20 protein-coding genes and 2 pseudogenes are annotated in these 25,433 nt (G+C 59.8%); 11 read left to right on the plus strand and 11 right to left on the minus strand.

All coding sequences use genetic code 11. The features are described from left to right. Both BKP54_RS29365 and BKP54_RS29370 read right to left on the minus strand, forming a co-directional pair. Positions 1 to 240 (minus strand): hypothetical protein (locus BKP54_RS29365; protein ID WP_198956884.1); only part of this gene is annotated, 240 nt, incomplete at its 3' end. 724 nt (positions 241 to 964) lie between these two features. Further along, entirely contained in the window at positions 965 to 1,618 is a 654-nt protein-coding gene (locus BKP54_RS29370) for a hydrolase (RefSeq protein WP_025430698.1), read from the minus strand. A 155-nt stretch (positions 1,619 to 1,773) separates the two neighbouring features. On the opposite strand from BKP54_RS29370, the gene BKP54_RS29375 reads away from it, so the two are divergent. From BKP54_RS29375 to BKP54_RS29390, 4 genes are all read left to right on the plus strand, one after another. Next, positions 1,774 to 2,667, plus strand: a complete 894-nt coding sequence (locus tag BKP54_RS29375; RefSeq protein ID WP_025430697.1) for a LysR family transcriptional regulator — start codon at positions 1,774 to 1,776, stop codon at positions 2,665 to 2,667. A 398-nt stretch (positions 2,668 to 3,065) separates the two neighbouring features. Continuing rightward, entirely contained in the window at positions 3,066 to 4,151 is a 1,086-nt protein-coding gene (locus BKP54_RS29380) for a substrate-binding domain-containing protein (RefSeq protein ID WP_084815297.1), read from the plus strand. 87 nt (positions 4,152 to 4,238) lie between these two features. Next, positions 4,239 to 6,497 carry a sugar ABC transporter permease gene (locus BKP54_RS29385; protein ID WP_084815298.1) on the plus strand — a complete coding sequence of 753 codons (2,259 nt, stop codon included), beginning with the start codon at positions 4,239 to 4,241 and terminating at the stop codon, positions 6,495 to 6,497. After that, the gene (locus BKP54_RS29390; protein ID WP_084815299.1) at positions 6,487 to 7,275 is read left to right on the plus strand and encodes an ATP-binding cassette domain-containing protein; all 789 of its coding nucleotides are present in this window, start codon (positions 6,487 to 6,489) and stop codon (positions 7,273 to 7,275) included. The genes BKP54_RS29385 and BKP54_RS29390 overlap by 11 nt, the downstream gene beginning before the upstream one ends. On the opposite strand, the pseudogene BKP54_RS29395 reads toward BKP54_RS29390, so the two are convergent. Together BKP54_RS29395 and BKP54_RS29400 are read right to left on the minus strand one after the other, a co-directional pair. Then, positions 7,263 to 7,927, minus strand: a pseudogene (locus BKP54_RS29395) (cbb3-type cytochrome c oxidase subunit I); the annotation flags it as partial. The gene BKP54_RS29390 and the pseudogene BKP54_RS29395 overlap by 13 nt on opposite strands. 665 nt (positions 7,928 to 8,592) lie before the next feature. Continuing rightward, on the minus strand, positions 8,593 to 9,342 hold the full coding sequence (locus tag BKP54_RS29400; protein ID WP_084815300.1) for a glucose 1-dehydrogenase: 750 nt from the start codon (positions 9,340 to 9,342) through the stop codon (positions 8,593 to 8,595). A 58-nt stretch (positions 9,343 to 9,400) separates the two neighbouring features. Here BKP54_RS29400 and BKP54_RS29405 point away from each other — a divergent pair, with 58 nt between their 5' ends. After that, positions 9,401 to 10,333, plus strand: coding sequence for a LysR family transcriptional regulator (locus BKP54_RS29405; protein WP_198956885.1), 933 nt, complete (start codon positions 9,401 to 9,403; stop codon positions 10,331 to 10,333). Positions 10,334 to 10,353: 20 nt separating this feature from the next. Here BKP54_RS29405 and BKP54_RS29410 read toward each other — a convergent pair whose 3' ends face one another. From BKP54_RS29410 to BKP54_RS29425, 4 genes and pseudogenes are all read right to left on the minus strand, one after another. Next, a complete protein-coding gene (locus tag BKP54_RS29410; protein WP_084815302.1) occupies positions 10,354 to 11,055 on the minus strand; it encodes a response regulator transcription factor in 702 nt (233 codons plus the stop codon). 1 nt (position 11,056) lies between these two features. Then, positions 11,057 to 11,434: a response regulator gene (locus BKP54_RS29415; RefSeq protein WP_084815303.1), complete on the minus strand. Its 378-nt coding sequence runs from the start codon at positions 11,432 to 11,434 to the stop codon at positions 11,057 to 11,059. Positions 11,435 to 11,436: 2 nt separating this feature from the next. Further along, positions 11,437 to 12,078, minus strand: a complete 642-nt coding sequence (locus BKP54_RS29420) for a response regulator (protein WP_084815304.1) — start codon at positions 12,076 to 12,078, stop codon at positions 11,437 to 11,439. Then, positions 12,075 to 15,762, minus strand: a pseudogene (locus BKP54_RS29425) (MASE1 domain-containing protein). The gene BKP54_RS29420 and the pseudogene BKP54_RS29425 overlap by 4 nt, the downstream one beginning before the upstream one ends. Positions 15,763 to 16,180: 418 nt before the next feature. On the opposite strand from BKP54_RS29425, the gene BKP54_RS29430 reads away from it, so the two are divergent. The 4 genes from BKP54_RS29430 (at position 16,181) to BKP54_RS29445 (ending at position 19,622) form a co-directional block, all read left to right on the plus strand. Beyond that, on the plus strand, positions 16,181 to 17,134 hold the full coding sequence (locus tag BKP54_RS29430) for an MBL fold metallo-hydrolase (RefSeq protein ID WP_084815305.1): 954 nt from the start codon (positions 16,181 to 16,183) through the stop codon (positions 17,132 to 17,134). Between the two features lie 148 nt (positions 17,135 to 17,282). After that, positions 17,283 to 18,035: an SDR family oxidoreductase gene (locus tag BKP54_RS29435; protein ID WP_084815306.1), complete on the plus strand. Its 753-nt coding sequence runs from the start codon at positions 17,283 to 17,285 to the stop codon at positions 18,033 to 18,035. 62 nt (positions 18,036 to 18,097) lie between these two features. Continuing rightward, positions 18,098 to 18,523 (plus strand): cupin domain-containing protein, encoded by a 426-nt coding sequence (locus tag BKP54_RS29440; protein WP_084815307.1) that lies wholly within the window; start codon positions 18,098 to 18,100, stop codon positions 18,521 to 18,523. Between the two features lie 70 nt (positions 18,524 to 18,593). Further along, positions 18,594 to 19,622: a mechanosensitive ion channel family protein gene (locus BKP54_RS29445; protein ID WP_084815308.1), complete on the plus strand. Its 1,029-nt coding sequence runs from the start codon at positions 18,594 to 18,596 to the stop codon at positions 19,620 to 19,622. 729 nt (positions 19,623 to 20,351) lie between these two features. Here the strand turns inward: BKP54_RS29445 and BKP54_RS29455 are convergent. The 3 genes from BKP54_RS29455 to BKP54_RS29465 form a co-directional block, all read right to left on the minus strand. Continuing rightward, the gene (locus BKP54_RS29455) at positions 20,352 to 21,557 is read right to left on the minus strand and encodes an NAD(P)/FAD-dependent oxidoreductase (RefSeq protein ID WP_084815310.1); all 1,206 of its coding nucleotides are present in this window, start codon (positions 21,555 to 21,557) and stop codon (positions 20,352 to 20,354) included. Positions 21,558 to 21,671: 114 nt separating this feature from the next. Then, on the minus strand, positions 21,672 to 22,502 hold the full coding sequence (locus BKP54_RS29460) for an alpha/beta hydrolase (RefSeq protein WP_084815311.1): 831 nt from the start codon (positions 22,500 to 22,502) through the stop codon (positions 21,672 to 21,674). Between the two features lie 436 nt (positions 22,503 to 22,938). Further along, the gene (locus tag BKP54_RS29465) at positions 22,939 to 23,889 is read right to left on the minus strand and encodes an AraC family transcriptional regulator (protein ID WP_084815312.1); all 951 of its coding nucleotides are present in this window, start codon (positions 23,887 to 23,889) and stop codon (positions 22,939 to 22,941) included. Positions 23,890 to 24,352: 463 nt separating this feature from the next. Between BKP54_RS29465 and BKP54_RS29470 the strand changes: the two genes are divergently transcribed. Continuing rightward, positions 24,353 to 24,607, plus strand: coding sequence for a type II toxin-antitoxin system Phd/YefM family antitoxin (locus tag BKP54_RS29470; protein ID WP_084815313.1), 255 nt, complete (start codon positions 24,353 to 24,355; stop codon positions 24,605 to 24,607). Then, positions 24,604 to 25,026, plus strand: coding sequence for a type II toxin-antitoxin system VapC family toxin (locus BKP54_RS29475; protein WP_025430669.1), 423 nt, complete (start codon positions 24,604 to 24,606; stop codon positions 25,024 to 25,026). The genes BKP54_RS29470 and BKP54_RS29475 overlap by 4 nt, the downstream gene beginning before the upstream one ends. Positions 25,027 to 25,433 lie beyond the last annotated feature (407 nt).

The following is a 25,433-nucleotide window of genomic DNA, read 5'->3' on the forward strand; positions in this document are numbered from 1 at the left end:
ACCTTCACTGCCGCCGCTGCCGCCGTCTCCGCCGCCGCTGCTGCCGCTGTCTCCACCGCCGCCGCTACCGCTGTCTCCACCACCGCCGCTGCCGCTATCAGCGCCCGTCCCGTTCGCACCGTCGCTCTTGCCGCCAATTTCGCCGGCGCCGCCGATTTTACCGCCGTCAGCGAATGCTGGCGCCGTGTAACCCGCCGCAACGATTGCGCAGATAGCAACGGTTTGAAGATACTTTTTCATGTTGGTCTCCCAATGTTGATTCAAGTATTTGCCCAGCCGCCGAGCAATAACTCACTCCTCAACAACAAGGCTAGGCATGTCCTTCCGTGACCTCTACTAAGCAGAGGTTGCGTGCGCCGCATCCAGAGCCGGAGTTTTGCTGAGGCCGTAGCAGAACAAATACCCTGGGGACGAAGATAACCCCCTTCGGTGCCACGTTTTTTTCGGGGTTGTCGGAGCCGTCAATTTATCGCTTCGGAAAGCCAATGTTTTTTTCACATTTACTAATAAAAGTGCAGGCGACTATGACCGTAGCTGCACATTTGAAGCCGATTTCGAACCATAGCGTGTGCAAACAACGCGACCGACGCGGCTGATCCCTGCCAGGCGGATGCCGGCGACCAAAGTCCGAAAATGCATGGGCCTCGCGTCGCAAGGACTGCCCATTCTAACGACCAACAGCAGGCCCGGAACCGAGCCGTCGAACGTCATCGCTTGCCAGCGTCCATGGCATGGCGCCGTTCTAGGCAGCGCGCCAGCGCTTACAGAAATTGTATTCCGTAGGTGACCGACGCATCCCTTCGGCCGGGGCGACAGTACGAATCCGTTCAAGAGCAAAGATTTGGTGGTCGGCTTCGGGCCCAAACGAGACATCCTTCGCCTCCAAGCAATTGGGATGACGAGCCAGCAAAAGCGATGACTTTTTCGCATCGCCTCGTTCAAGGTTTCGTCATCCCCGCTCCAATCAGCCTGCGTTGCTCGGTATCGGCGTGTTGAGCAGTTGTTGCTCCCACAGGAACGCGATGCCGCTACCAGCGGCATGATGCTTGAGCACGTCCGTCAGCTCGGCGGCATGCTGGGTGCGGGCCCAATCGCGCTGCCATTCGGACGCCAGCGCCAGCCAGGTCATCATGTTCGCGCCGGCCGCGATCATCCGTTGGATAGCGACCTCGTGGGCCTCGACCGAAGTACCTCCCGAAGCGTCGGTGATGACCGTCACATCCCAGCCTTCGCCGAGGGCCTGGATCACCGGCATCGCGACGCAGATCTCGGTCCACAGACCGGCGATGATCAACTGCTTGCGGCCCGTCGCCTTGACCGCGTCCACCACCTTCCGGTCCTCCCAGGTGTTGATGAAAGTCCGGTCGATCACCTCCTGGCCCGGGAACACATCGGTGATTTGCGGGAAGATGAGACCGCCACGCTCAGCGATCACGCTGGTCAGGATGGTCGGTACGCCGAAAGCCTTGGCGGCCTTCGCCAGAGCCGTCGAATTGTTGACCACCATCTGCGGATCGTGGCTGTTCAGGTTTGCGAGCTGGTAGGGCTGGTGGTCAATCAGAACGAGTACGGAATCTTCCGGGCGGAGAAGCGAAGCAAGGCCGTTACGAAAGGTCATGAATACATCCTCTGCTGTCGTTTTGTGTGAGGTCGGTTTACCGGCAAACATGCGCTGACAGCGGCGCTGCCTACGAAACGGACACTGTCATTCCCATTTATGATACGGTAGCCTTCCTTTGCGCCAAGCTGTGTCGCGAAATGGGGAACGCCAAGGTGGATATCGAAGATCTGCGGACATTCGTGGAAGTGGCTGATGCAGGGGGCGTTTCGCCCGCCGCGCGGCGGCTCGGCGTCTCCAAGTCAATGGTCAGTCGGCGGCTTGTCCGACTTGAAGCGGAACTTGGCGTGCAGCTTCTTGCACGAACAACCCGCGGCGCGGCTCTCACAGAAGCGGGGATCACGTTTCGGGAGCATGCAGCCAGGGTCTGTACCGAGATCGACGTGGCCAGGGAAACGATCCTACCTTCCGGCGACCTTTGCGGCCGCTTGCGAGTTGCCGTGCCGTTTTCTTTCGGTCCGACCCACTTCGCTCCTGTGCTCGCGCAAATGGCACAACGCCACCCGCAGCTCCACATCCATACGTCCTACAGCGATCGCTTTGTTGATCTCATCGCAGAGGGCTTTGATTGCGCGATCCGGGTTGGCTATCTGCAGGACTCCAACCTGATCGCAAGACGCGTCGGTCCGCTCTACGGGAAGCTGGTCGCAAGCCCGGACTATATTAGAACGCATGGTTCCCCCGAGACACCGGCGGAGCTCGTCGCCCATCAGGCCCTCATGCAAGGAACGGAGGCCTGGCAATTCATGGATGGCGAAGAGATCATTACGGTCCATCCGCGGGGACGCTTCAAGGCCGACAACGCCCTGGCTCTCGCCGCCGCCGCATTGGCAGGGGTTGGCATAGCTTGGATCCCCGATGGCGTAACCCATGAATATGTAGCTTCCGGCGCGCTGGTTCCCGTCATGACACGCTATCCGCCACCTCCGGCAGGCATATATATCATCCGCCCGTCGGGGCAGCATCCCGCAAGAAAGGTACGTGTCCTCACAGAAATGCTGATCGAGTGTTTCGAGGAGGCTCCGGCCCCTGTGAGCGGCGGTCTCTAAGGCACTAACGTCGCGATGTCAGGGCGTGGGGCTACCGTTTCTGGCGCAATGCGGATTTCTACTGCGCGTAATGTATCGTGAGGAACGGTCAGCTTCGATTGTTCGACGGTCCATCGCTGGGTCGTCCACTTGCGCCCGTGCTGGCGGAACGGCTCAATCGGCGCAAGCGCGCCGTTACCGAATGCGCGCCGAGTCTGCCTTTTGCACCTTCGCATTCCAGGTTCATCTTCGGTGGACAACAACTTAACGCCGCCGCCAAACAAATTCGCCAGCACCACGCGTTCACCATTTACTTACGATGGAATTACGCGGAAAATTAGCGTCGTGGGAGGAAGGCATTCGGCCCTCACGACTAGCGCGCCCGAACGGCTTCTGCCCCTTTCAAGGGAGGACCAGTTATGAGGCGTATTTTGTTGCACGCGGCAGCATCGGTCGCGGCGCTCTCGCTTGGCGTCTCGTATGCATCCGCGCAATCAGGCAGTGTCGAGAAGGCGGTCGGCGGCTACAGTTTCGAGGACGCCGCAAAAGAAGCGCCCGGTACCAAGGACTTCCATTCGGCCGACGGCCACCTCACCTTTGGTATCGTGACGCACACCGCCGGGAACGGCTTTTTCGATCCCGTCTATGTTGGCGCCACGGTGGCCGGCAACATGATCGGCGCCAAGATCCTGCTGCTTGGCTCGGAGTCGCCGGTGGATGATCCGGCCCGCGAGATCGAAATCCTTAATCAGATCGTTCAGGATCCGACGATCGACGGCATCATCATGACGACGCCGCAGGTCGGCGCCTACAACGACATCGTAAAGGCCGCCGAGGCAAAGGGCATTCCCGTCGCCACGACGAACTCATTTGACGGAACGCTGCTCAACCGCAGCAGCATCAGTCATACCGGACAGGACGCATCCGCGGCCGCGATCGGCGGCGAAGCACTTGCCAAATGCGTACTCGACGGTGGCAAGACCAGCGGCTCGATCCTGCTGCCGTCCTCGACCGCTATGGGCAACATCGAAGTGAACAATCGGGTGACCTCTGCCTTTAATGCGATCGTCAAGACACTGAAAGACGCCGGAAAGCTTGAAAACTTCAAGGTGGACGCCGGGCCGGAGAATGTCGGCATCGACACGAACCCGAACGATCCCGTGAACGCGCTCGTGTCGCTCTTCGAGTCGCGTGGTGACGTCGTCGGGGCCTTCACCGCAAACAACGTCTTCACACCGCCCCTCGTCAAGGCAGTCGCGCAAATGGGATGGACCGGTAAGTTCTGTGCCTTCGGCTTCGATCTGGGGCCGGCGCAGCAAGAGGGCATCGCCGCGGGCAACCTTACGGGCTCGCTGGGACAACAGCCGTTCCTGCAAGGCTTCTGGCCGGTCATGCAGCTCTACCTGCAGATCGACCGCGGCATCTCGGCCGCCAATCTCGACACGCGGGCCCAACTGGTGACGAAGCCGACCGTCGCCAATGTCGGCAAGCGCTTCGAGAACTGATTTCGCTCGAGCCGCCTGACATATACGGGCGGGAGGGCTGAACGTTCCTGCCGCCCGCGCAAGTGCAAAGATCGACCGGACAAATCCATGGCGCCTATGGAGACGACATCGCTCGGCCGCGCGCCTCCGCAGCTCGCCGGCGGCTGGGAGGCCGGTCTCCTACTGTTCCTTGTCCTGCTCTATGTCGGCGGCGTGTTCGCCAATCCGACCTTCTTCGCCTCGACGGGCGCGCTTCACGCCCTGCTTCGTGACACCTCCCGCGTGGGGATCATCGCCGTGGGGATGACCTTCGTTATCGTCAACAAGGACCTCGATCTGTCGGTAGGTTCCACCTACGGTCTCGTCGCCGTGGTGTTCGCCCGGCTTTTTTCACCGAGCTTTCTCGATCTCGACATCACGGCCTCGGCCATTCTTTGCCTGCTGCTGGGGACGGCGATCGGGTTGCTCAACGGCGTGCTCGTGACCATCTTGAGGGCGCCGGCATTCATCGCGACGCTGACGATCCTCTTCATCGGCCGCGGTTTCGTGCTGGCGCTGACACACGGCCAGGCGATCTATTATTCTGGCAAGGCGGATGAATTTCCGCTCTTCTTCCATCTGGGCGAAACCAATGTCCTCGGCTTCAACAACCAGATCCTCGTCTTTGCCTCCGTTGTCGTGCTCGGAGCCTTTGTGCTTGCCAAGACCCGCTGGGGCTACGAGACACTCGCCACTGGTGGCAACGAACAGGCGGCAGTCTATGCCGGTATTCCCGCGCGCTGGGTGCGCATCCGCGCCTACCTGATTTCGTCACTCTGCGCGACCCTTGCAGCTCTCCTGTCGGCCGCACAGGATAAGGGTGTAACCCCCCTTTATGGCGTCAGCTGGGAACTCACCGTCATCGCATCCGTGGTCATCGGCGGCGCGTCGATCCTCGGCGGTCGCGGTCGCGTGTTAGGCTCTTGCCTGGGGGCCGCGGTCGTCGTGCTCGTCGACAAGGTCTTGCGCGAAGGGTGGCCGATCACGCGCATCGTCGTCATCGACGGCGAGAACATTGCGGTCAACGCCAGGTTCACCTTGCCCGCGGGCGCGGTGCTGGTTTTCCTCGGCCTCCTTCTCGTCACTGCGGTGCTGATAGAGCCCCACCTCATCCGCCGCCAGGTCGCGGGCCGCTTCTGGGCGTGGCTGCGCGGCCGCCCGCCGCCACCCGCCTATGAGATGGGCGGCGTGGCTCTCGAGGGCGTCCAGACCAAGGGAGCGATGGCGAGCGACCTGGCGCTGACGGCTACCGGGTTTGGCAAGTTTCTCGCCCGCCGCGACGCGCTTGCCATCATCCTGACCGTCCTGTTGTGGCTGACGGGGCTCACCCTCAGGCCCGACTACTGGTGGAATCTCTCCAATACGTTCGCGATCCTGCTCAACTACACAGAACTTGCCCTCATCGCGGTCGGGCTCACCTATGTCATCGCTGCCGGCGATATCGATCTCTCCGTCGGGGCGGTGCTTGCGCTTTCCGGCAGCACCGCGGCCTATTTCCTGAAGGTGCTGGGCGCTGACCCGATGACCGCCGTAGCGATGGGTCTGGTTGTCGGAATGGTAGCCGGCCTCGTCAACGCCACCGTCACGGTCGGTTTCAAGCTGCCGGCCTTCATCGCTACGCTGGGCATGTTCTACATCGCCCGCGGTCTTGCCGCCTGGTTCGTCGCCGGCCAGCAACTGACGGGCTGGCCCGAAAGCTACAACCTGCTCGGCCGCAAGGCGAACGACGTCCTCCTGCATTTCGACTTTTCGCTGCCGTCTGGCTTTCTTCGGACCGTTGCAGAAGTGGTCAGCGTGCAGACGATCTGGATGTTCTTTGTCGCCCTGGTGGCTGGCCTCGTGCTCGCTTACTCGCCGTTCGGACTGAAGGTCCTGTCCACCGGCGGCAACCTCCGCGCCGCGGCTTACGCGGGAATCAACACGAACCGCGTGCGTTTCCTCGCGCTCTTGTTGTCGGCGCTCTGCGCCTCCATGGCCGGGATCATCAACGTCGCCTACTTCCGCAGTTTCAACCCCGTCGCCGGCCAGTTCCGCGAACTGGACGCCATCGCCTCGGTTATCATCGGCGGCGGATCGATCTTCGGCGGTTACGGCACCATCATCGGCTCGCTTGCCGGCGCCGCGGCGATCACGCTCGTGCGGGCGCTGCTGCAATTGAACGTCCAGGGGTTCACCATGCCGCAGCACTGGATCAATGTCTTCATCGGCGTCATCCTTATCCTGGCCGTGCTCGTCGACATTTGGGTGCGCCAGGCCAATATCTTCGGACGCATGCGCTCCTATTTGGCGCGACGCGGACAAGCTTCGGAGACCACTCATGGCCGCTGATACCCAAGGCACACCGATCGTGGAAATGCGGGGCATCGAAAAGGTATTCGGTGCCGTCCAGGCGCTACGCTCGGTCGACCTGGTGCTCCATCCCGGCGAGATCCTCGGCCTCGTTGGCGACAATTCTGCCGGCAAATCGACACTAATGAAAATCCTGACCGGCGCCTACCAGCGCGATGCTGGCGAGATTTTCGTCGCGGGACACCCGGTGCGTTTCAGGAGCCCGCATGAGAGCCGCGACGTCGGTATCGAGATGATCTATCAGGATTTCGCGCTGTGCGGGAACATGGACGTCGGGCAGAACATATTTCTGGGCCGCTGGCCGCTCAAAGGCCCGTTCGTCAATCGGCGGAAGATGTATGCGGAAGCCGACAAGGTACTGAAACGGCTCAAGGTCGACGTCAACTCCGTCTACCAGAAGGTCGAAAGCCTGTCGGGCGGCCGCCAGCAATCCGTGGCGATTGCCCGCGCCATCTCGTTCGAGCCGCAGGTCGTAATCCTCGATGAGCCGACCGCCAATCTTTCGGTGATGGCGACCGAACGCCTGCTTGAAACGATGCTGGAATTGAAGAGGCAGGGTGTAGCCCAGATTATCATCTCTCATCGGCTGGTCGATATCTTTGCCGTCGGCGATCGCGTGATGGTGCTAAAGCGCGGCGAGTATGTCGGCGACCGCTATATCAAGCACACTGACGAACACGAGATTCTGGAGATCATTGTTTCCGGCACCCGCGAACGGGCACTCACGGCGGAGCAGGCAGTGCAGTTGGCGACATAGATGTGCGGTTCACGGCGGCGCGCTAAAGTCCTGATGTACAGGATGAAGTAGGTCACCCAGACAATTACCAGCCAGAGATCAGCATACCATTCGGCCTCGGCATATTCTTTCGATTGAGTGATCCCCATGAAATACCCGGTGACTGCCAATATGCAGAAAAGATTATAGCCCATCAGCACGAACCACGGACTGAGCTGGTCTGCCAACCTTGCACGGGACGTCCTCTGGACGACGTGGAATGAGGTTGCGATCAAGGCATTGCCACCAAAACCAAAGATGACGCCGGTCGTATGCGCTGGACGGATACGGCCGAAACTTGTCCATGCCGTATCGAAGTTAAGGTTAGGCCAAGCTAGCTGTGCGGCCGCCCAAACTCCAATGAACATCCCAAAGATCGCCCAGGCCAGGGTGAATGCGACACCGGCCTTGATCGGATCATCATAGTATCTCTCGATCCGGGTTGGATCGGGCACACCCTCAAATGCACGCGAAATAATGATGAATATGAGCGCGACACTGTAGAAGAAGATTATTGCGCCATGAACGCCCAAGGGGTCCGTTCGACCAGCCGCTCCCATCGCGATCCCGATGAGCGCGAGCAAAATTAATATGGCGGACGCCAACCCCGTTCCTTGGTCGTCAACTGTCCCATGGTGGACCCCTCCTGCAGTGCCTCGTGTTCGACCATCTATCTGCCGCTAAGTGCTTTTCAAGTGCGAAAACAACGAATTGATATTTGTCAGCGGGACACGAGATGTGACAACAATCTACCCAACTGCGCTCACTGCCCTGGTCAGTCAGCCGCGCCGTATCAAGGTAGCAGAACTTTGCAGCATCGGCGAATTGATGAGGGGTCGCTTAATTGGGTTATCGACTCGCAACCTTCTAGTCCGCAACGATCGGTCTGCGGCCGACGTTGCTCGCCCACATTGGCCGCAAGCATCTCTATAGCGAGCTGCATATCTTCAGCTCGACCAATGACATCATCCAAGGCCTGGAGTACGCAACTTCGAGCTGAGGAAAGTGCGAGGTGTCGAGTTCCGGATCGGCTCGGTGGCGTTGCGTTCGCGATTGACGCGCGAACGCCTAGGTCGCCTTCAGGCAGATCAACATCCTCGAATAGCGCTCGCCAGGAATTTCCCAGAGATAGCGATCGAGTTTCCATCCGCGCGACCTTCGTGTCCCGCACCTTCAGTTTGTTGCCTTAGCTGAAGGAGCTACCGGTCACTAGCTTTCGAGCTCCAATAGGCTGGCATCAGCGGCTTTCGGAGGTCGCGAGCCGTAAATCGAAGGGGATTTCTACGATCTCCCATCCTTTTAGGCCAGGGTCATGCCGCCGTCGACATGAAGCTCGATCCCGTTGACAAAGCTTCCCGCATCGGAGGCGAGGAAGAGTGCGGCGCGCGCCAACTCTTCCGGTCGGCCGAGACGGCCTGCGGGGATCAGGGAAGCCATGTAATCTTCGAATGCCGGCCGCTCGGCCTCCGATACGCCCAGCTTGGCGAGGATTTCGGTCTCGACCGGTCCCGGGCTCAGGATGTTGACGCGGATCCGCCGCGACTTGAATTCGATCGCCCAGTTTTTCGCAAAAGCGGCGGTTGCTGCCTTTGAACCGGCATAGACAGTATGATCAGGGAGGATCTTCGTGGCCGCGAGCGAGCTCGTAACGATGATGCTTCCGCCGTCGCGGATCAGAGGGGCGATCGTCTGCACGCCGAAGAACACGCCGCGCGTATTGATGGCGAACTGCCGGTCATAGTCATCCGGAGTAACCTCAGCGGAGGTGGTGAGATTGATGACCCCAGCATTGGCCATGTAAATGTCGAGCCCGCCGAAGCGGCTCTTCACGGTGTTCGCCAGCCTGCGATGATCCTCCAAGTCGGCAGCATCTCCAACGAAGCCGATGGCCGACAGACCGATTTCTTGAACGGCGCGGTCGACAGCTTCCTGCCGCCGCCCGGTAATGATGACGTGCGCTCCTTCTTCCGTGAACAGCCGAGCAGTCGCCTTGCCTATACCGCTATTGCCGCCGGTGATGACGGCGACCTTGTCTTTGAGGTGTTGCATTGTTTATCTCCTTTCAACGAGAAATTAGATAAACGCTGCCACCCTGCGTCATTAGATCATGGGCGGGCACATGATCTGTGCCGCGGAGGTGCAAATGCCGAACCTGCTCAACGAGACGCCCGGATTGATGGCTTTTGTACGGACAGTTGAGGCTGGATCGTTCAGCGCCGCGGCCCGCGATCTGGCGACGACACCGTCAGCGGTGTCGAAGAGCGTGGCGCGGCTGGAGAAGAAGATCGGCGCCCGGTTGTTCCTGCGCTCCACGCGCGCCCTGATGCTTACCCAGGATGGGCAGGTTTTCTTCGACCGCGTTGCGCCGCTGTTACGGGAGCTGGATTCAAGTGAAGAGGCGATCAGGTCCGACCTTGCGCCCTCGGGTCGGTTGCGCATCAGCATGCCTAACGAGATGGCTCCTCTACTGCTGCCGCGCCTCTTCGGTAGCTTTGCAGCTGACTATCCGAACCTGCATCTTGAAGTCGGACTTACGGATCGGTTCGTCGATCTGATCAGGGAGGACTACGACGTTGCGCTGCGCGTTGGAAATCCCGCGCCGGGAGACCTAATGGTTCGTCACCTGGCCGACCTGCCAATGACGATCGTCGGGTCTTCGACCTTTCTGAAGACCTGGGGCGATCCTGCAACTGCCGAAGCGCTGGCGGCTCTACCCTTCGCCCGCTATGCACTGGGAGGCGTCACGCAACCTCTGCGTCTTCCGGACGGGACGAGCTTCATTCCCTTCGGGCGCGTCGATTGCGACTCAGGGGCCGCACTCATTCAGGCTGCGCTTAGTGGGCTGGGGGCGGCCTATCTTCTGCGATGTCTGGTCGCGAAAGACCTGGAAGGCGGCACGCTTGTCACACTCGCGGCGGGGTTTGCGTTTCCCAGCGCTCCTTTTAACGCACTGCACGCCTTTGGCCGCACGGTGCCGTTGCGCGTAAAACTGTTCTGCGATTTCATCGCCCGCGAGGCAAAAGCCCTCGAAGCCATCTGAGCAACTGATGTTGGGGTTGATCAGAACCCAGGTCCACCGGTCTCACGTATCGTCGGGGGTAGGGCCTGCCATGCCCTGATCAGATCGCCGATGGAACGGACCTCCATCTTGCGCATGACATTGGCACGGTGCAGCTTCACCGTGACTTCGCTGATGCCGAGGTCGAAGGCGATCTGTTTGTTGAGGCGTCCGCGCGTCACCACCTCACGCAGGATCTCGCGTTCTCGATGCGTCAGCGTCCCTAAACGTTCAAGATTGCGCTTGACGACGGTCGCCTCTGCGCGCCGGGCCCCATCCAATGCGATAGCGGCTATCACTGCATCGAGCAGCGTCCGGTCCGACACAGGCTTGGTCAGAAAATCCACAGCGCCCGCCTTCATCGCTTGAACAGTCATCGGGATGTCGCCATGACCGGTCAGGAAAATGATGGGTTTGGCAATGCCACTCTCCGCCAGATGGTGCTGCAGGTGGAGCCCGCTTGCTCCTGGCATGTGCACGTCCAGGATCAGGCAACCCGGGCTATTCAATATGTCGACGGCGTTGAGCACGTCCTGGGTCGAGGCGAAACTGACGGGATGGAAGCCAGCCGAGAAGATCAGCTCCGACAAAGCTTCGCGCACAGCTGCATCGTCATCGACGATAGTGACAATGGGTTCGGCCGAATTATTCTTGTCCTGCGGAAACAAGGGGGCTGATTTTCCGGCTGACTGACTAACGCTCATGTCACCCTCCATCTCTCGATTTTTTTAGGGCCTCGCCTATGGCGACGAGCAGGGCAGGGGCATCGAAGGGCTTGCGGAAGAAACCGCTGATACCCTGGGCGCGACCCTGGTCGGCGATTTCGTGCCGGCCGGTGATCAGGAATACCGGCAATTCCGGACGCACCTTTTTCACCTGATCACGAAGCTCAAAGCCGTTCATGCTAGCCATGCCGATGTCGCTAATGAGCAGGTCCAAATGCGAAAGTCCATGGTCGAGCAAACTCCTCGCCGACATGAAGCAACAGGCCGCATACCCGGCGGATTCCAGAAGCTCTTCCAGTGATTCCAGCAGCCTCGGATCGTCATCGACAACCGCGACCATTGGTCTTGTCTTCCCCATGTTTAGTTTCCTCCGGCCCGGCGAGAGTGGGTGATGGGTATCCCCAATCGCTCCGCTTTACGCACGAGATCGGCGAGTGATGCCGCCGCCATTTTTTGCATCACATTCCTCCGGTGGATTTGCAGTGTAACTTCGCTGATCGCCAGTTCCGCCGCCGCCTGCTTGTTCAGGAGACCGCTGACCACGAGTGGCATCACCTCGCGCTCTCGTGGCGTGAGGGCGAGGTATCGCTGTTTCAGCTCCTTCAGTTCGGCCCGTTCCAATCGTTTTTTCCGGTTCTCGGCGATCGCCGTATGGACTGCGGCCAGGAGGTCCACGTCGCTGAATGGCTTGGTGAGGAAATCCACTGCACCATCCTTCATCGCACGCACCGAAGAGGGAATGTCGCCATGTCCGGTGATGAAGACGATCGACGGATGATCTCCCTCGGCGATCTGCCGCTGTAGTTCGAGTCCATTGATATCGGGCAATTCGACATCGAGGATCAGACAAGCGGGAACATCCGGCTTCGCGGCACTCACATACTCGCCCGCCGACCCGAAGGCGACGGCGCGCAGGCCATAGGCCTCCAGGAGTTCGCCGAGCGCCTCCGTGATGCGTCCGTCGTCGTCCACAATGAAAACAACATGGTCATCCGTCGTCATGGCGCCGCTTCCTTTACAACTGGTAAGGTGAAAATGAATCGAGCGCGCCCGGTTCATTTTTTTCGGCCCATAAACGTCCGCCATGTGCCTCGACGATCGAGCGGCAGATGGCGAGACCCATGCCCATTCCATTTTCCTTCGTGGTGAAGAACGGCTCGAAAATCCGGTCGGAAAAATCGCTGTCGGTTCCCTGGTCGCCTATTTCGGTCTGCACCTCGCTACCCACTTGATGCGTGAGCACATGCAGAACTCTTTCTCCTTCGATGGAATCCATTGCCTCCATGCCATTGCGGATGAGATTGACCAGAACCTGCTGGATCTGGATGCGGTCGACGGTAACCGGCGAAAGTTTGCTTTCCACGTCGATGTCGAGCCGGACACGACGGCGCAATGCCTCCCCGGCAACCAGGTTGCACGCTTCCGCGATAATGCCTGAGAGCGCTAGGCTGGCCCTGTTCTCCGCTGATTGCTTGAAGAGAGCCCGGATACGGCCAACGACATCAGCCGCAGAATTGGCGTCGCGGATGACCCGTTCGGTCGTGATCTTGGCGCGCGCGACATTGACCGGCTCGGCGGACAGCCACCGGTAGCACGCGTGCGAATTTGCGACGATAGCCGCCAGCGGCTGGTTCACTTCGTGAGCGATGGAGGCGGAAAGCTCCGCAAGGCTTGCCGCCTGGCTGGCGCGGGCGAGCCGCTCCTGAGCCAGGCGCAGTTCATCCTGCATCCGAACCTCGCCATCGATATCCAGGCAGATGACGTTCCATTGCACGATGGTGCCTTCGACGTTGCGCATCGGCGCTGCGCGCGTCTCGATCCAGCGATATTCACCATCGAAGCGCCGCAGACGATGTTTCCTGAGATAAGGCTCGCCGCTTGCCAACGAAAGCGCATATTGCTCCTTGACGCCGGCAAGGTCATCAGGATGGACGCCGGCGTCGAGCGTTGCATCCAGCCGTGATTTCTCCCCGCCGTCTAATTCTTCAAGCTCATAACCGAGGAAATCGCGGAGTTGCTGGCTTCGATAGACCGGCTCGCCATTTGGCGCAGCGCAATCGATCATGGCCGGCAGTGTTTCCACCAGTTGCCAGAGAAAGCGTTCCCGCTCGCGCAAAGCCTCCTGCGCGCGCATCTCGTCTTCGATGTCTATTGAAGCAAAGTACCACTGTACGATCGCGCCATCTGCACCGCGCAGCGCTGAGCGCGCGCCTCGATCCAGCGATAGCCGCCGTTTTTCAGGCGCCGGCGAAACCGGTTGACGAAGGGCTGGCCGGTCGCAAAGCCTTTTTTTGCCCGCGCAAACATTGTCGGAAAGTCGTCGGGGTGAGCCACTTCCTGGGCCAGCGCATCGAAGTCCTTGATCTGCGCCGTCGGCGCACCGGCCTGGTCCTGATATCGCTTGCTGACATAGGTCATCTCGCCCGATGGCGCGAAGCTTAGGATGCTGAAGGGCACGGCCTCGATCATCTGCTCCAACTGCTGCTTGCTATTCCGCAGCGCTTCTTCAGCCTGCACGAGGTCATCGATGTCGTGCGAGAGGCCGTACCACTGAAGGATGCGTGCGTCGTCATCGCGCATCGGCTCAGCGCTGCCTTCCACCCAGCGATAGACGCCATCCGCGCGTCGCAGGCGATATTTCATGGAGAAGCGTTCGCCGGTCGCAATGCTGCGATACAGCGCCTCCTTCATCCGTGTCGCATCATCCGGATGCACGACAGCCTGAATAATAGCCGCGAGAGGATGGACGCCCTCGACATCGACATCGCCCGCGTCCACACCCAGAAACTCGATCAACCGCCTGTTGAAAAAGTTGGGCACGCCGTCGGGCGTCAACCGCCAGAGGTAGCTGGGAACCATGTTTACAAGCTGCGAGAATTCCCGTTCTCGTTTGTGCAGCGCCTCCTCGGCTTTCTTGCGCTCTGTGATATCGATGAAGCCGACCAGGCTCTTGTCGGCAACGGCGCCGGGGCGGGCGGTGGCGAAAACAACGTCCATTACGCTGTCGTCCATGCGCGCCACCCTGGTCTCTTCCTGGAAGACCTCTTCGCCGCGATAGCGCGCTTCGATGGAACGGCGGATGGTGGCAAGGCCCGGCTGCCAGTAGCGGGTGATCGGCCCGCCCATTTCCTCCGCGCTATTTGCGCCAAACATATCAACGACATGCTGGTTGACTTCTTCGACCTCAAGGGCTTCCAGCGCGCGGCCAAGGAATTCGGGATGCTCGTCAATATAGGTTTCGAGATTGGCAACGCCCTGTGCGCGCAGTTCCTTGAACATCGGAATAAGCTTGCCTGCATCTACCTGGACAAGGCCGATAGGCATGTAGTGGAAGAGGTCGCGATAGCGGCGCTCGCTTTGCCGAAGCGCTTCCTGCGCTCGCACCTCGTCATCGATGTCTAGGGAAATTGCGAACCATTGCACGATTGCGCCGTTTTCATCTTGCAACGGTTCCGCCCGGCCATCGACCCAGCGGTAGACGCCGTCAGCACGACGCATGCGGTATTTCATGGAATAGGGTTCGCCCGTGGCCAAGGAGTGGCGGACCGCTTGCAGCAAGCTGTCGGCATCGTCGGGATGGACGAGGCTTTGTACGGCCGTCACAAGTCGGCTTTCATTCGGCTTGCTCAACTGTTGCAAGTCAAGTCCGAAGAAATCGGTAAGGCGCTTGTTGAAGAAGGTCGGCTCGCCCTCGGGGGTCAGCCGCCTGATGTGAACCGGGACCATGTTCACGATCTGAGAGAGCTCCCGCTCTCTGTCCCGTAAAGTCGCCACGCTTTGGCGCAGGTTAAGCAATGCCAGTTGATGCTGCCGGGATATCGCGGCGACGATAAGGGCCGAAAATGCCGAGATCGCTAGAAAAAGCTGCAGCATGATCTGTCTGTGGCGCTGGGTCTCGGGATCGCCGGCAAACGGGCTGGCGCCGGATATCGTGAATATCGCCGTGATCAGCGTGAGGAGCGCCAGGATGACGACGGCCCCCTTGAGCTCGAAGCGCACTGCGGCCCAAAGCAGTGGCGGCATGATGATATAGGCGAAGGGTAGGTAGCCGCTGAGAGAAAGGGCGGCGACGCCGAGGAAGATCAGCCCAAGGACGCTGGCTTCTGCCCATCGGGCCGCCGAGATTTCAGATTTGTCACGCCAGTTCTGAATCACGATCAACGCCAGTGGTGCAACGATCAAGGCGCCGGTGGCATCTCCGATCCACCACAGCGGCCAGGCGCCGGTGAAGGTTTGAGACAATATGCCGAACCAAGCCAGCGTGGCACTTCCAACCGTCGCGCTCACCATCGGCGCAATTCCTGCACATAGAACAACGAAGGCGAGGACTTCCTGCAAGGTTTCCAATCGGAACGATCGCTTCAAGATCAAGTTGACCAGCAAGGCGCCGACCACAGCCTCGAGGGCGTTACCGACATATATCAGGAAGGCGGCAGGCAACGGGGTGTGGAACCACAGGACATTGCTGAACAGTTCGGCGAAACATCCCGCCAGCACCCACCACGGCCAGCTCTGCCTCGGAGCAAGAACGAGCGTGGCAATGAAAAGCCCGCTCGGAGCCCAAATGGAAATACCCGTTCCAGGAACGATTGCGAGCGCCTGAGCGAAACCACAGCCCAGAACGTAGGCTACGATAAAAAGACCCAGATGCCGTAGGTGGGGACGATACGGCCAGACGGGCATCATCGGCTGCTCCTGCAGGGCAAATACAGTTTGGGATCACCAGCGTTTAGATTGTTTTAGTCTCGATATTGGCGCTGGCGGCATCGGTCGCACCCTAGTCTGGCCACCGCACCGCCGCAACTTATGGGATTCCATGTATTGGCGGCGGTGCGACTGTTCGGCGATCATTGCCGGCGGCTTCTCTCGCGAACGCATTCAACTGACCGGCAAAACCCCGGGCGATTGCCACATGCACACGCGTCGGCAGCAATTGCTCTACAGCGGCAGCAATCGTTCTGGCGCAGCCGCAGATCGGTTTCGATAGATCATCAGAGGACACGCCAGCAGTGAGTGTGTCGCCGATCTCTAAATGCCGCACTGACTGCGCTGTCCGTACAGGGAGCGTACGCCACACCAACATAGAGAAAAGGAGTTTTCAAAGATGAACCAGATGATCAATGACACTCAGGAGGCAAGCATGAAACTGGACAACACTTCACATCCCGGTAGAGCGGCACCCGAAGAGCTGGTTCCGTCGCGCTACGCGGTGCAGATCGGCGAGATTGACGTGCTGGTAATCAGCGATGGGGTGCTACCGCTCCCAACCGCGATGTTGGGACACAACGCGGAGCCGGAGGCGCGGGCCGCCTGGCTGGGCGATATGTTCCTGCCGCAGGACGCTTTCGACTGGGCACTGAACGTGGTCGTGGTGCGTAGCGGCGCGCAGACCATCCTCATCGACGCAGGGCTGGGACTCGATCCGGATTTAAACTTGCCGCGGGCTGGGCAGTTGATGAAGCGGCTGGCGGCCGCCGGCATCGACCTTGCATCCGTGACCGACGTGGTGCTGACCCACATGCACATGGACCATGTTGGCGGGCTGCTCGTCGACGGGGTGAAGGAACAGCTGAATCCGGACCTGCGGATCCACGTGGCCGCTGCCGAGGTCAAATTCTGGGAGTCGCCCGATTTCTCCCATGTCTCGATGCCGGCAGGCTTCCCTGACGCCCTTCGGGCGGCCGCCAAGCGGTTCAGCCAAGACTATCAGAGCCAGCTGCGGCTGTTCGAGGATGAGCACCAGGTGGCGCCGGGCGTGGTCGTCTCTCGTACCGGCGGCCACACCCCCGGGCACAGCGTGGTCCGCGTAGCCTCGGGCACCGACCGGCTGATGTTTGCCGGTGACGCCGTGTTCGCGGTCGGGTTCGACCACCCCGACTGGCACAACGGTTTCGAACATGATCCTGAGGAGGCTGCCCGCGTTCGGGTCCGGCTTTTGCAGGAGCTGGCAGCGACCGGCGAACTGCTGGTGGCAACGCATATGCCGTTTCCTTCCGTTGGCCATGTCGCGGTCGACGGCGACGCCTTTCGGTGGGTACCGGTCTTCTGGGACTACTGACCGCTTGCTGAATTGAGCCTGAACCAGAGCGTGTATCATTGAAGGCCGTGTCCAGCCCGGCCTTCAAGCCCGAGCTTCAACCAGGCGATCACCTATCCAGCTATTGAACCACGCGCACCGCATGGGCGCGCAGCAAATGGAGCATCTTATGAAAATCGTGATTATCGGCGGAACCGGCCTGATCGGTTCCAAGACCGCAGAGCGCCTGCGCACGAAAGGGCATGAGGTCATTGCCGCTGCCCCGAAAACCGGCGTTAATACCCTTACCGGGGAGGGCTTGGCGGAAGCACTAAGGAATACCGAGGTGGTGATCGACCTCGCGAACTCGCCATCCTTCGAGGATAAGGCCGTGCTCGAATTCTTTCAGACGGCGGGCAATAACCTGATGGCAGCGGAAATCGTGGCCGGCGTGAAACACCACGTCGCGCTTTCCATCGTCGGCACCGATCGGTTGCCGGATAGCGGTTATCTTCGAGCCAAGGTCGCCCAGGAAAAGATCATCCGCGCAGCTGGCATTCCCTACACGATCGTGCGTTCCACACAGTTCATGGAATTTCTCGGCGGCATCGCCCAGGAGGGCACAGTTGGCGACACGGCCCGCTTGTCGACGGGTTCTCTGCAGCCGATTGCGTCCGACGACGTCGCCGATTTCGTGACGGACGCGGCGCTTGCTGCGCCGGCTAACGGCATCGTCGAAATCTGCGGCCCCGAGCGGGCGCGCCTCTGTGATTTCGCCGCGCGCTACCTCAAGGCGATCGGAGATTCCCGCACCGTTGTCGCAGATCCGGATGCCCACTATTTCGGGACCAAACTGGAGGACGGGTCACTCGTCTCCGACAATCATCCTCGCATCGGGCGCATCGGTTTCGATGATTGGTTTGCGACAACGCCCAGAAAATAACGACTTTCATACGGGTCGTCTGAGAGGCGGCCCGGTGCCTCAGTCACGAAAGGACGATAGACATGATCAAGTCATTGCATTTTGCCGTTGCGTTGACGGCTCTCCTATCAGGTTCGGCTCTTGCACATGATACGCCGGGCGGCGACGAGGGCGCGAAGGTTACGCTGGTCTATGACCATGAACTGCCGAACGTTCCCGGCAAGAGCATGAAGGGCGTTCTCGTCGAATATGCTCCGGGCGGTTTCTCGGAGGGCCACACACATCCAGCGTCCTCCTTCATTTACGCGACCGTTCTCGAAGGTGCGATCCGCAGTCAGGTCAATGACGGTCCCGTCACGGTCTATAGCGCCGGTGAAAGCTTTTCGGAATTGCCGGGCGATCGCCACGGTGTCAGCGAAAACGCCAGCAAGACTAAGCCGGCAAAGCTGCTCGCTGTCTTCGTGGTCGATACCGCTGAGCAGGAACTGACCATCCCGATCAAGAAATAGGCTATCAGGCCGGGCCTGCAGTGCTGGTGCCCGGTCGCTCTTTGACGCAACCGTAATCGGTGATTCTGCCATGTTTGGTGATGACAATTTCGTGCCGCTTGTTCTGGTCAACCTTCTGGGAATTGCCGGCATCGTTGTGTGGCACATCCAGGGCGGCACCCGTCCGACGGGCCGTCTGATCGTCCAGATTCTGTTCTTCACCAGCATGAGCCTCGTGCTCTACCTAGGGGGTATCGCTCCGCATCGGCCCGACAGTGCCTATACGCAGGGTTTTGGCGCGCTGCTTTCCAAATCGGCCAGAATCCTGTGGTGGACCCATCTCGCCTGGACGGTCATCGGCTTCATCCAGATCTACGTCAGATTGAACCGCAAGCCACGGGAAGCGCATCTCATCCAGGATATGGCCATTGCCGTCATCTATCTCGGCGTGGCGCTTTCCGTCATCGGTTTTGTCTTTGGCATGCCAGTCGGCACCTTGGTCACAACCTCGGGCGTCATAGCTGTTATCTTCGGCCTTGCGCTACAGAATACGCTCGGCGATGTCTTTTCCGGCATCGCGCTGACACTCGGCAGGGCCTATGCATTAGGCGACTGGGTCCAGTTGACCGACGGAACCGAGGGGCGCGTCATCGAAACCAACTGGCGCTCCACCAACCTTCTGACCGTTGCGCACAATGTCGTCGTGCTACCGAACAGCATCCTGGCAAAGCAGGGCGTGACAAATCTCAGCCGCCCTGACGAGACCCACCAGATCGCAGTGCGGGTGCGCATCGCTGCAACGCAAAGACCACGCCTCGTCGAGGACGTCATGCGGTCTGTGCTGCAAGCCAGCGTCCTAATCCTCAAGAATCCGCCGCCGGTCGTCGCTGTGAAAGCCATCGACGCGATCGCCATCGAAGTCGAGCTGCAGTTCCGCGTCGACAACGTCGCCATTCGAACGCCGGCCAAGAACGAGATCGTAGACCTGCTTCATGATCAATGCAGAGTAAGCGGGCTTTCGCTGGCCATGCCTGCCGAAAGCCTCGCTTTCGTGCCGGCACCGATGGACAACCAATATGCTGCCGCGAGTAAAGATACGCACTCATCCCGGCCGATCTAGGTCACCGCCACAAAAGATCGTTGCCGGACACGAATTGGGACGAACTGGGCGAGGAAATTGTCGTCTCGTTTGCCAAATCGGTTGCGATGGCAATTAAGTATCAGATTCTTTTTGACATTCGCTCAACAGCGCTGCGCTTTTCATAAAGCCGCGAGCTGAAGATGAGTATTGACCCCGAATGGGTGTGAATCGGATACACGGCAGATCTTGAGGAGAGATCGGTCATGTCTGCGCGATTCCTGGCAAGTTGACGGAGCCTCAATGGAACTGGCTTGCGCCTTTGATGCCCGGCGGCTACCGCGGCAAGCGGGGACCGCGAACCGAGAACAGACGCTTTATGGATGCGATCTTCTGGATGCCCCGTTCCGGTCGGCGCTGGCGCGACCTTACCGTAGCGATTTGGAACGGAGCATTGTCAAGTCGCACCACTATTGAGTGGATGGGTGGGACGTGCCGCAGGGTCTCTTCGACACTCAGCGACGATGGCGATTTCGAATGGTTGTGCGTGCATGCCACAGTCATTCGCGCTCAATAGCATTCCAGTGCTTCACGCAGGCAAAAGGGAGCTCTGATGCCGGAGGTCTCGGCGTTCCAAGGCAGGCCTTTGGCCAAGCTCCGTATCTTGACCGGCAGGAGAAAGCGATCGATGAATTGGCGGGACGCCTCACGAGGAGCCGCAATATAACGGGCTGCGCTCTTGTGTAGAGCGCAGCTCGTGTCGTGATGCGATCAGAGATCCGTCACACACTCCGGATCGGCGGAAGCCAGCGCAGCGGCGCGCTCGGGCTGGGGCGGATAGATCCAGACGGTGTTGATTTCCTGCTTGGTCGCCTTCGCTTTCTCGCCGACCATCTCCACCTTACGGTCCCAGCCTCGGGTGAAGAGGGCCCCGGCATCGCCGAGGTCAAGGCAGGTGACATAGGCTTCCTGATGATATTGCCGGGCCGGCACACCCAACAGTTCAGCGGCGGCGTTGTTGCCCGCGAAGGCGCCCATTCGTGTGGCGTGCTGGCACGACATCAGTGCGTAGTTGCCGCAGCCGTCGCACGCGGCGCGGGCCGCATCCCCGGCGGCGAACACGCCGGGCACGGACGACACCCGCAGGCAGCCGTCGACCAGCAAACGGTCGAACTTGTCACGCTCTCCGGAAATTTTGGTGGTCAGCGGATTGGCCCGCATGCCTGCCGCCCAGATTACGGTCATGGTTTCGATATACTCGCCGGTACTCAGCGCAACACCGGATTTATCCAGCGATGAAACCCCGGCGTTGAGCCGCGTTTCCACGCCGAGCTTGCGCAGTGCTTCCTCGATGATCGGGCGAGGACCTTCGCCCATGTCGGGGGCAACCGCGCTGCTGCGATCGATGATAATGACCCGGGGGGTGACGGTTTTGTCGAACAGGGCCCGCAGCCGCGAAGGCATTTCGGTCGCCGCCTCGATCCCTGTGAAACCGGCGCCGGCAACAACGATGGTGTCGCGGGCGGCCGAAGCCGGCATCGTCGCAAGCGCGTGGAGGTGGCGATCGAGGGCAATAGCGTCATTGATGTTATCGATGCTAAAGGCGTATTCGGCAAGGCCGGGAATATTCGGGCGGAACAGCCGGCTGCCGGTGGCGAGCACAAGGCGATGATACTGAAGGGACTTTCGCTCGCCCTTGGCATTGACGACGTCTATGGTGCGGGCCTTCGGGTCGATCGCTTCGACGCTGCCCTGCACATAGGCGACATCGATGGCGTCAAATACATCCTGCAGAGGTGCGGTCAGGGTCTCGGGGTTCGGCTCGTAAAGCCGGGGGCGGATGACGAGCGTCGGTTCCGGAGACACCAGCGCGATTTCGAGCTCTTCGGGCGAAACGCCTTCGATGTCGCGCAGGCGGGCTGCGGAAAGTGCGGCGTACATGCCGGCGAAGCCGGCGCCCACGATCACAAGTCTCATGTTATTCACTCCATAATTTGTAGTTTCAAAGGGCCGCGCGTCATCGTTGCCGGTCCTGATGGGCGGCGAGATGATCGGTAATCGATGGCGCGCGAATTGCTGAAGTGACGTCGCTTAGGCGGTGATGAAGGCCAGCACGTCGGCATTGACGACATCTGCATGGGTCGTGCACAGCCCATGCGGCAGTTTCTCGTAGATCTTCAGCGTGCCGGCCTGCAGGAGCTTCGCCGACAACGGAGCTGAGGCGCCGATCGGGACGATTTGGTCGTCATCGCCATGCAGCACCAGCGTCGGCACTGTGATGCTCCTCAGGTCTTCGGTGAAATCCGTCTCCGAGAATGCTTTGATGCCTTCGTAATGCGCTTTCGCGCCGCCCATCATGCCCTGACGCCACCAGTTTGAGATGACTGCCTGCGAAGGCTCGGCACCCGGGCGGTTGTAACCGTAGAAGGGGCCGCTCGGAAAATCGCGATAGAACTGCGAACGGTTGGCGGCCAGCTGGCTGCGCAATCCGTCGAATGCCTCGATCGGCAAACCGTCGGGATTGGCGGCGGTCTTCAGCATCAACGGCGGCACGGCCGCAATCAGGATCAGTTTGGCCACACGGCCCTTCCCGTAGCGCGCGACATACCGCGCGGCTTCACCGCCGCCGGTAGAGTGGCCGACATGGATCGCGTTGCGAAGATCGAGGTAGTCGATCATTGCGGCAACGTCGGAAGCGTAGTGATCCATGTCGTGACCGTCACTCACCTGGCTCGACCGGCCATGACCGCGGCGATCATGAGCGATCACGCGAAAGCCCTTGCTGAGGAAGAAGAGCATTTGATTATCCCAATCGTCGGAGCTGAGCGGCCAGCCGTGGTGAAAGACGATCGGTTGAGCGGACTTCGGTCCCCAGTCCTTGTAGAAAAGTTGAACACCGTCACTCGTTGTAATGGAGGTCATTGTGCTGATCCTTTGTAGAATATTTGCTTCGTCGCCAGTCATCGGTTCGAACGGGCAGGCCGCTACGGATCGCTTCGTTGCGATTGACCCCTAGTCGGTCCCATTGAGGTGTCCCAGACCATCCTTTGTCTCCGCAGGATCCATTGGTGTGGGCGCAATGGTTGTTTAGCGAAACAAGTCTACGGCTGCGCCAGAGGGATTGGCGCCGTTGCAGAGCAATTGCGGTTTAGCGGATGCGCCGCGGTTCATCGCCCGGCGTTTACCGGTCGGCTTTTGAAATGCGGCGGCCAATGATATTCGCGAGGCGCGGTCAAGTGCGGCTGCGACCAGCGCCATGCCAGGGGGATCGCGTGGCATGGGTCATCGTTTGTTCGAGCCCATGGCGTCGCAGCAAAAAACGCGACAGTCCGGAATTTCAGGCGAAAGGAGATTGCGATCAGCCGTGGCGGCGCCGCCAATCAGTCGGTGTTTCACCGGTCAATTTTCGGAATGCAGCCGCAAATGCTGTTTGCGAGGTGTAACCGAGGGAGGCTGCGACCAACGCGATCGAATTTTGAGGATCGCGCAGCATGTTTATGGCCTGCTCGAGCCGATATTGACGCAGCCAGTTGTGAGGGGAAAGCCCCGTGCTTTCCTTGAAAGCGCGACAGAAATGAAAACGTGACAGCCCGGAATCGGCTGCGAGGGCCGCGAGGGAGACGTCCGCATCGACGTCCGACCGCAATCGCTCGATGGCTCGGCGCAGCACGCTCGGCGCGAGGCCGCCGAGCGCCGGCTGATAGTTCGGTGCCTTGCCGGTATGTGCAGCCAGCAGACGCGTGGCCAGAAGATCAGTCAACTGCTGCCTGAACAGTGTATCCAGTACCCTATTGCCTTCCAGGACGTCGGCTGCGCTCAGGAGCAGTCGGGATGTAATGAGGTCCGGATGTGCCGTTCGCTCCAGGAGATCGGTTGGTGTGAAGGTATCGGTTTCGTCGGCAATGCGTGTCAGGGTCGTGCGAGGAAGATAGAGCTGAACGACATCAACCGGTTTCGGAATATCCCATCGGGAGCTTGATCCAGCCGGTATGATGATCACAACCCCGCGACGAAACGTTCCGCTCGCAATCGATCTTCCTGACCGCCGTTCCATGCGCTGTATCGCGCCGTTGTAAGCCATTATGACATGATCGGTCATGGGCTCAACGACGTCATGCAAGGGGCCGTGATTCCAGTGGGCGATTGCGCCGCCGGACGAGTCAGCCGCGAGATGAATGGGCGCGGTCCTGAGAACGCGCGACATTTCGCTTGCAGGATTCTGGTCAGCGGCCGGCATTTCACCCCGGCGCGACTCGAATTTCTCAGCCGGCGAGCTATCGAGAGGATCACAGGAGCAAGCCAAGCTCATGATTGGGTGCTCGTTGACTGGTGCAGCGTATGTGGGATCCCGACAACAATCGCGGGATCATTGAGCATCCGCCCATGGTGGCCGACGTTGGCAGTCGTACGACGCATGACATCCTCCAATGTCGCGAGCGATTTCGCCGCGCTTTTGGTTGTTCGCGCATTATGTGACGCAGGAGAGATATCAAAAACTTCGAGGGGAAAAACCTATTCTCCGGGATAGGTAGTGCTCGCCGTTGGATCTCGTTCTCAATCAGGCGGGCTCTAGCGTCGCGCGATTTATAGCCGCCAGCCTGAGGGGCCGATAATGCACCTCCCGGGGAAAAAGTTCACATAATGTATCGACTGGAATGCTGACCTTGGACGATGGTATCGAGGCCCAGCGTAAACCGCTCGGGCGTATGCTCGGCTTGTTATTTCTTTCTCTCATGCTATATGTAGGTAATTACCTACATGGAGGTCCAGCCGTGAGCATCACGACCCTTTCCAGCCGAGAGTTGAACCACGACGTCAGTAGCGCAAAGAACGCGGCAAGGAGCGGTCCGGTGATCATCACAGATCGTGGCAAGCCTTCCCATGTCCTCATGACCTATGATGAATTCGAGCGCCTGAGCGGCAAGCATCGCAGTCTTGTCGACGCTCTTGCGATGTCCGGCCTTTCGGCGATCGATTTCGAGCCGCGCCGCGTCGAAGTCAGGCCGCGCGAAGCGGATTTGTTTTGAAGTATCTGTTGGACACCAACGTGATTTCCGAACTGCGCAAGGTTGGCGACGGCAAAGCCGATGCCAATGTGGTAGCGTGGGTCGGATCGGAAGATGCGGCGCGCTTCTTCATTTCCGCCATCACGATTCTTGAATTGGAGCGAGGAGTGCTCGGCGTGCAGCGCCGGGACGCCACACAGGGCGCTCGGCTGCGCTCATGGCTCGACAGTCATGTGCGCCCTGAGTTCGCCGGTCGTATTCTTCCAGTTGATGATGTGGTTGCGACGCGTTGCGCGCACCTGCATATCCCCGATCGGCGAAACGAGGCCGACGCTTTGATTGCCGCGACTGCTCTGGTCCATGACATGATTGTGGTCACCCGCAATGTACGGGACTTTGAAGGCACCGGCGTTGTTGTGGTTGATCCCTGGCAAAGCTGACCGCTACAGCGCAAACAGGCTTGTCCCAGTGCCGAACCGGCTCCGGCGAGATACCGCACAACCCGGGCGTTGCTCAGCAAGCGACTGAGTTCCCGTGGTCAAACGAGATCGAGTGATCTGCACATAGTCCTGCTCGATCGTCTTAAACTCGCGGTCAAGATATTGTTCCACGTCATCCACCACTGCTGCGCGACATCGCAGATGATATGGTGAGCGACATCAAGGATCCGAAATTCACCGCTTCGAGAAGGCCGCTGCCTACCGGCGCTGGCGAGCCATATCGCGCGCCGATCAATAGCGCTCTCATCCTTGAGCACTGGGACGATCTCTTCCGCCTGGGCCTGAGCTAGCTTAGGGCAGCCGTACGTGTACGAGTCATGGTACGCGAATACGTCTGGCAACCTGAA

The organism is Ensifer sp. 1H6, assembly GCF_001976035.1.
GTDB lineage: Bacteria > Pseudomonadota > Alphaproteobacteria > Rhizobiales > Rhizobiaceae > Ensifer > Ensifer canadensis.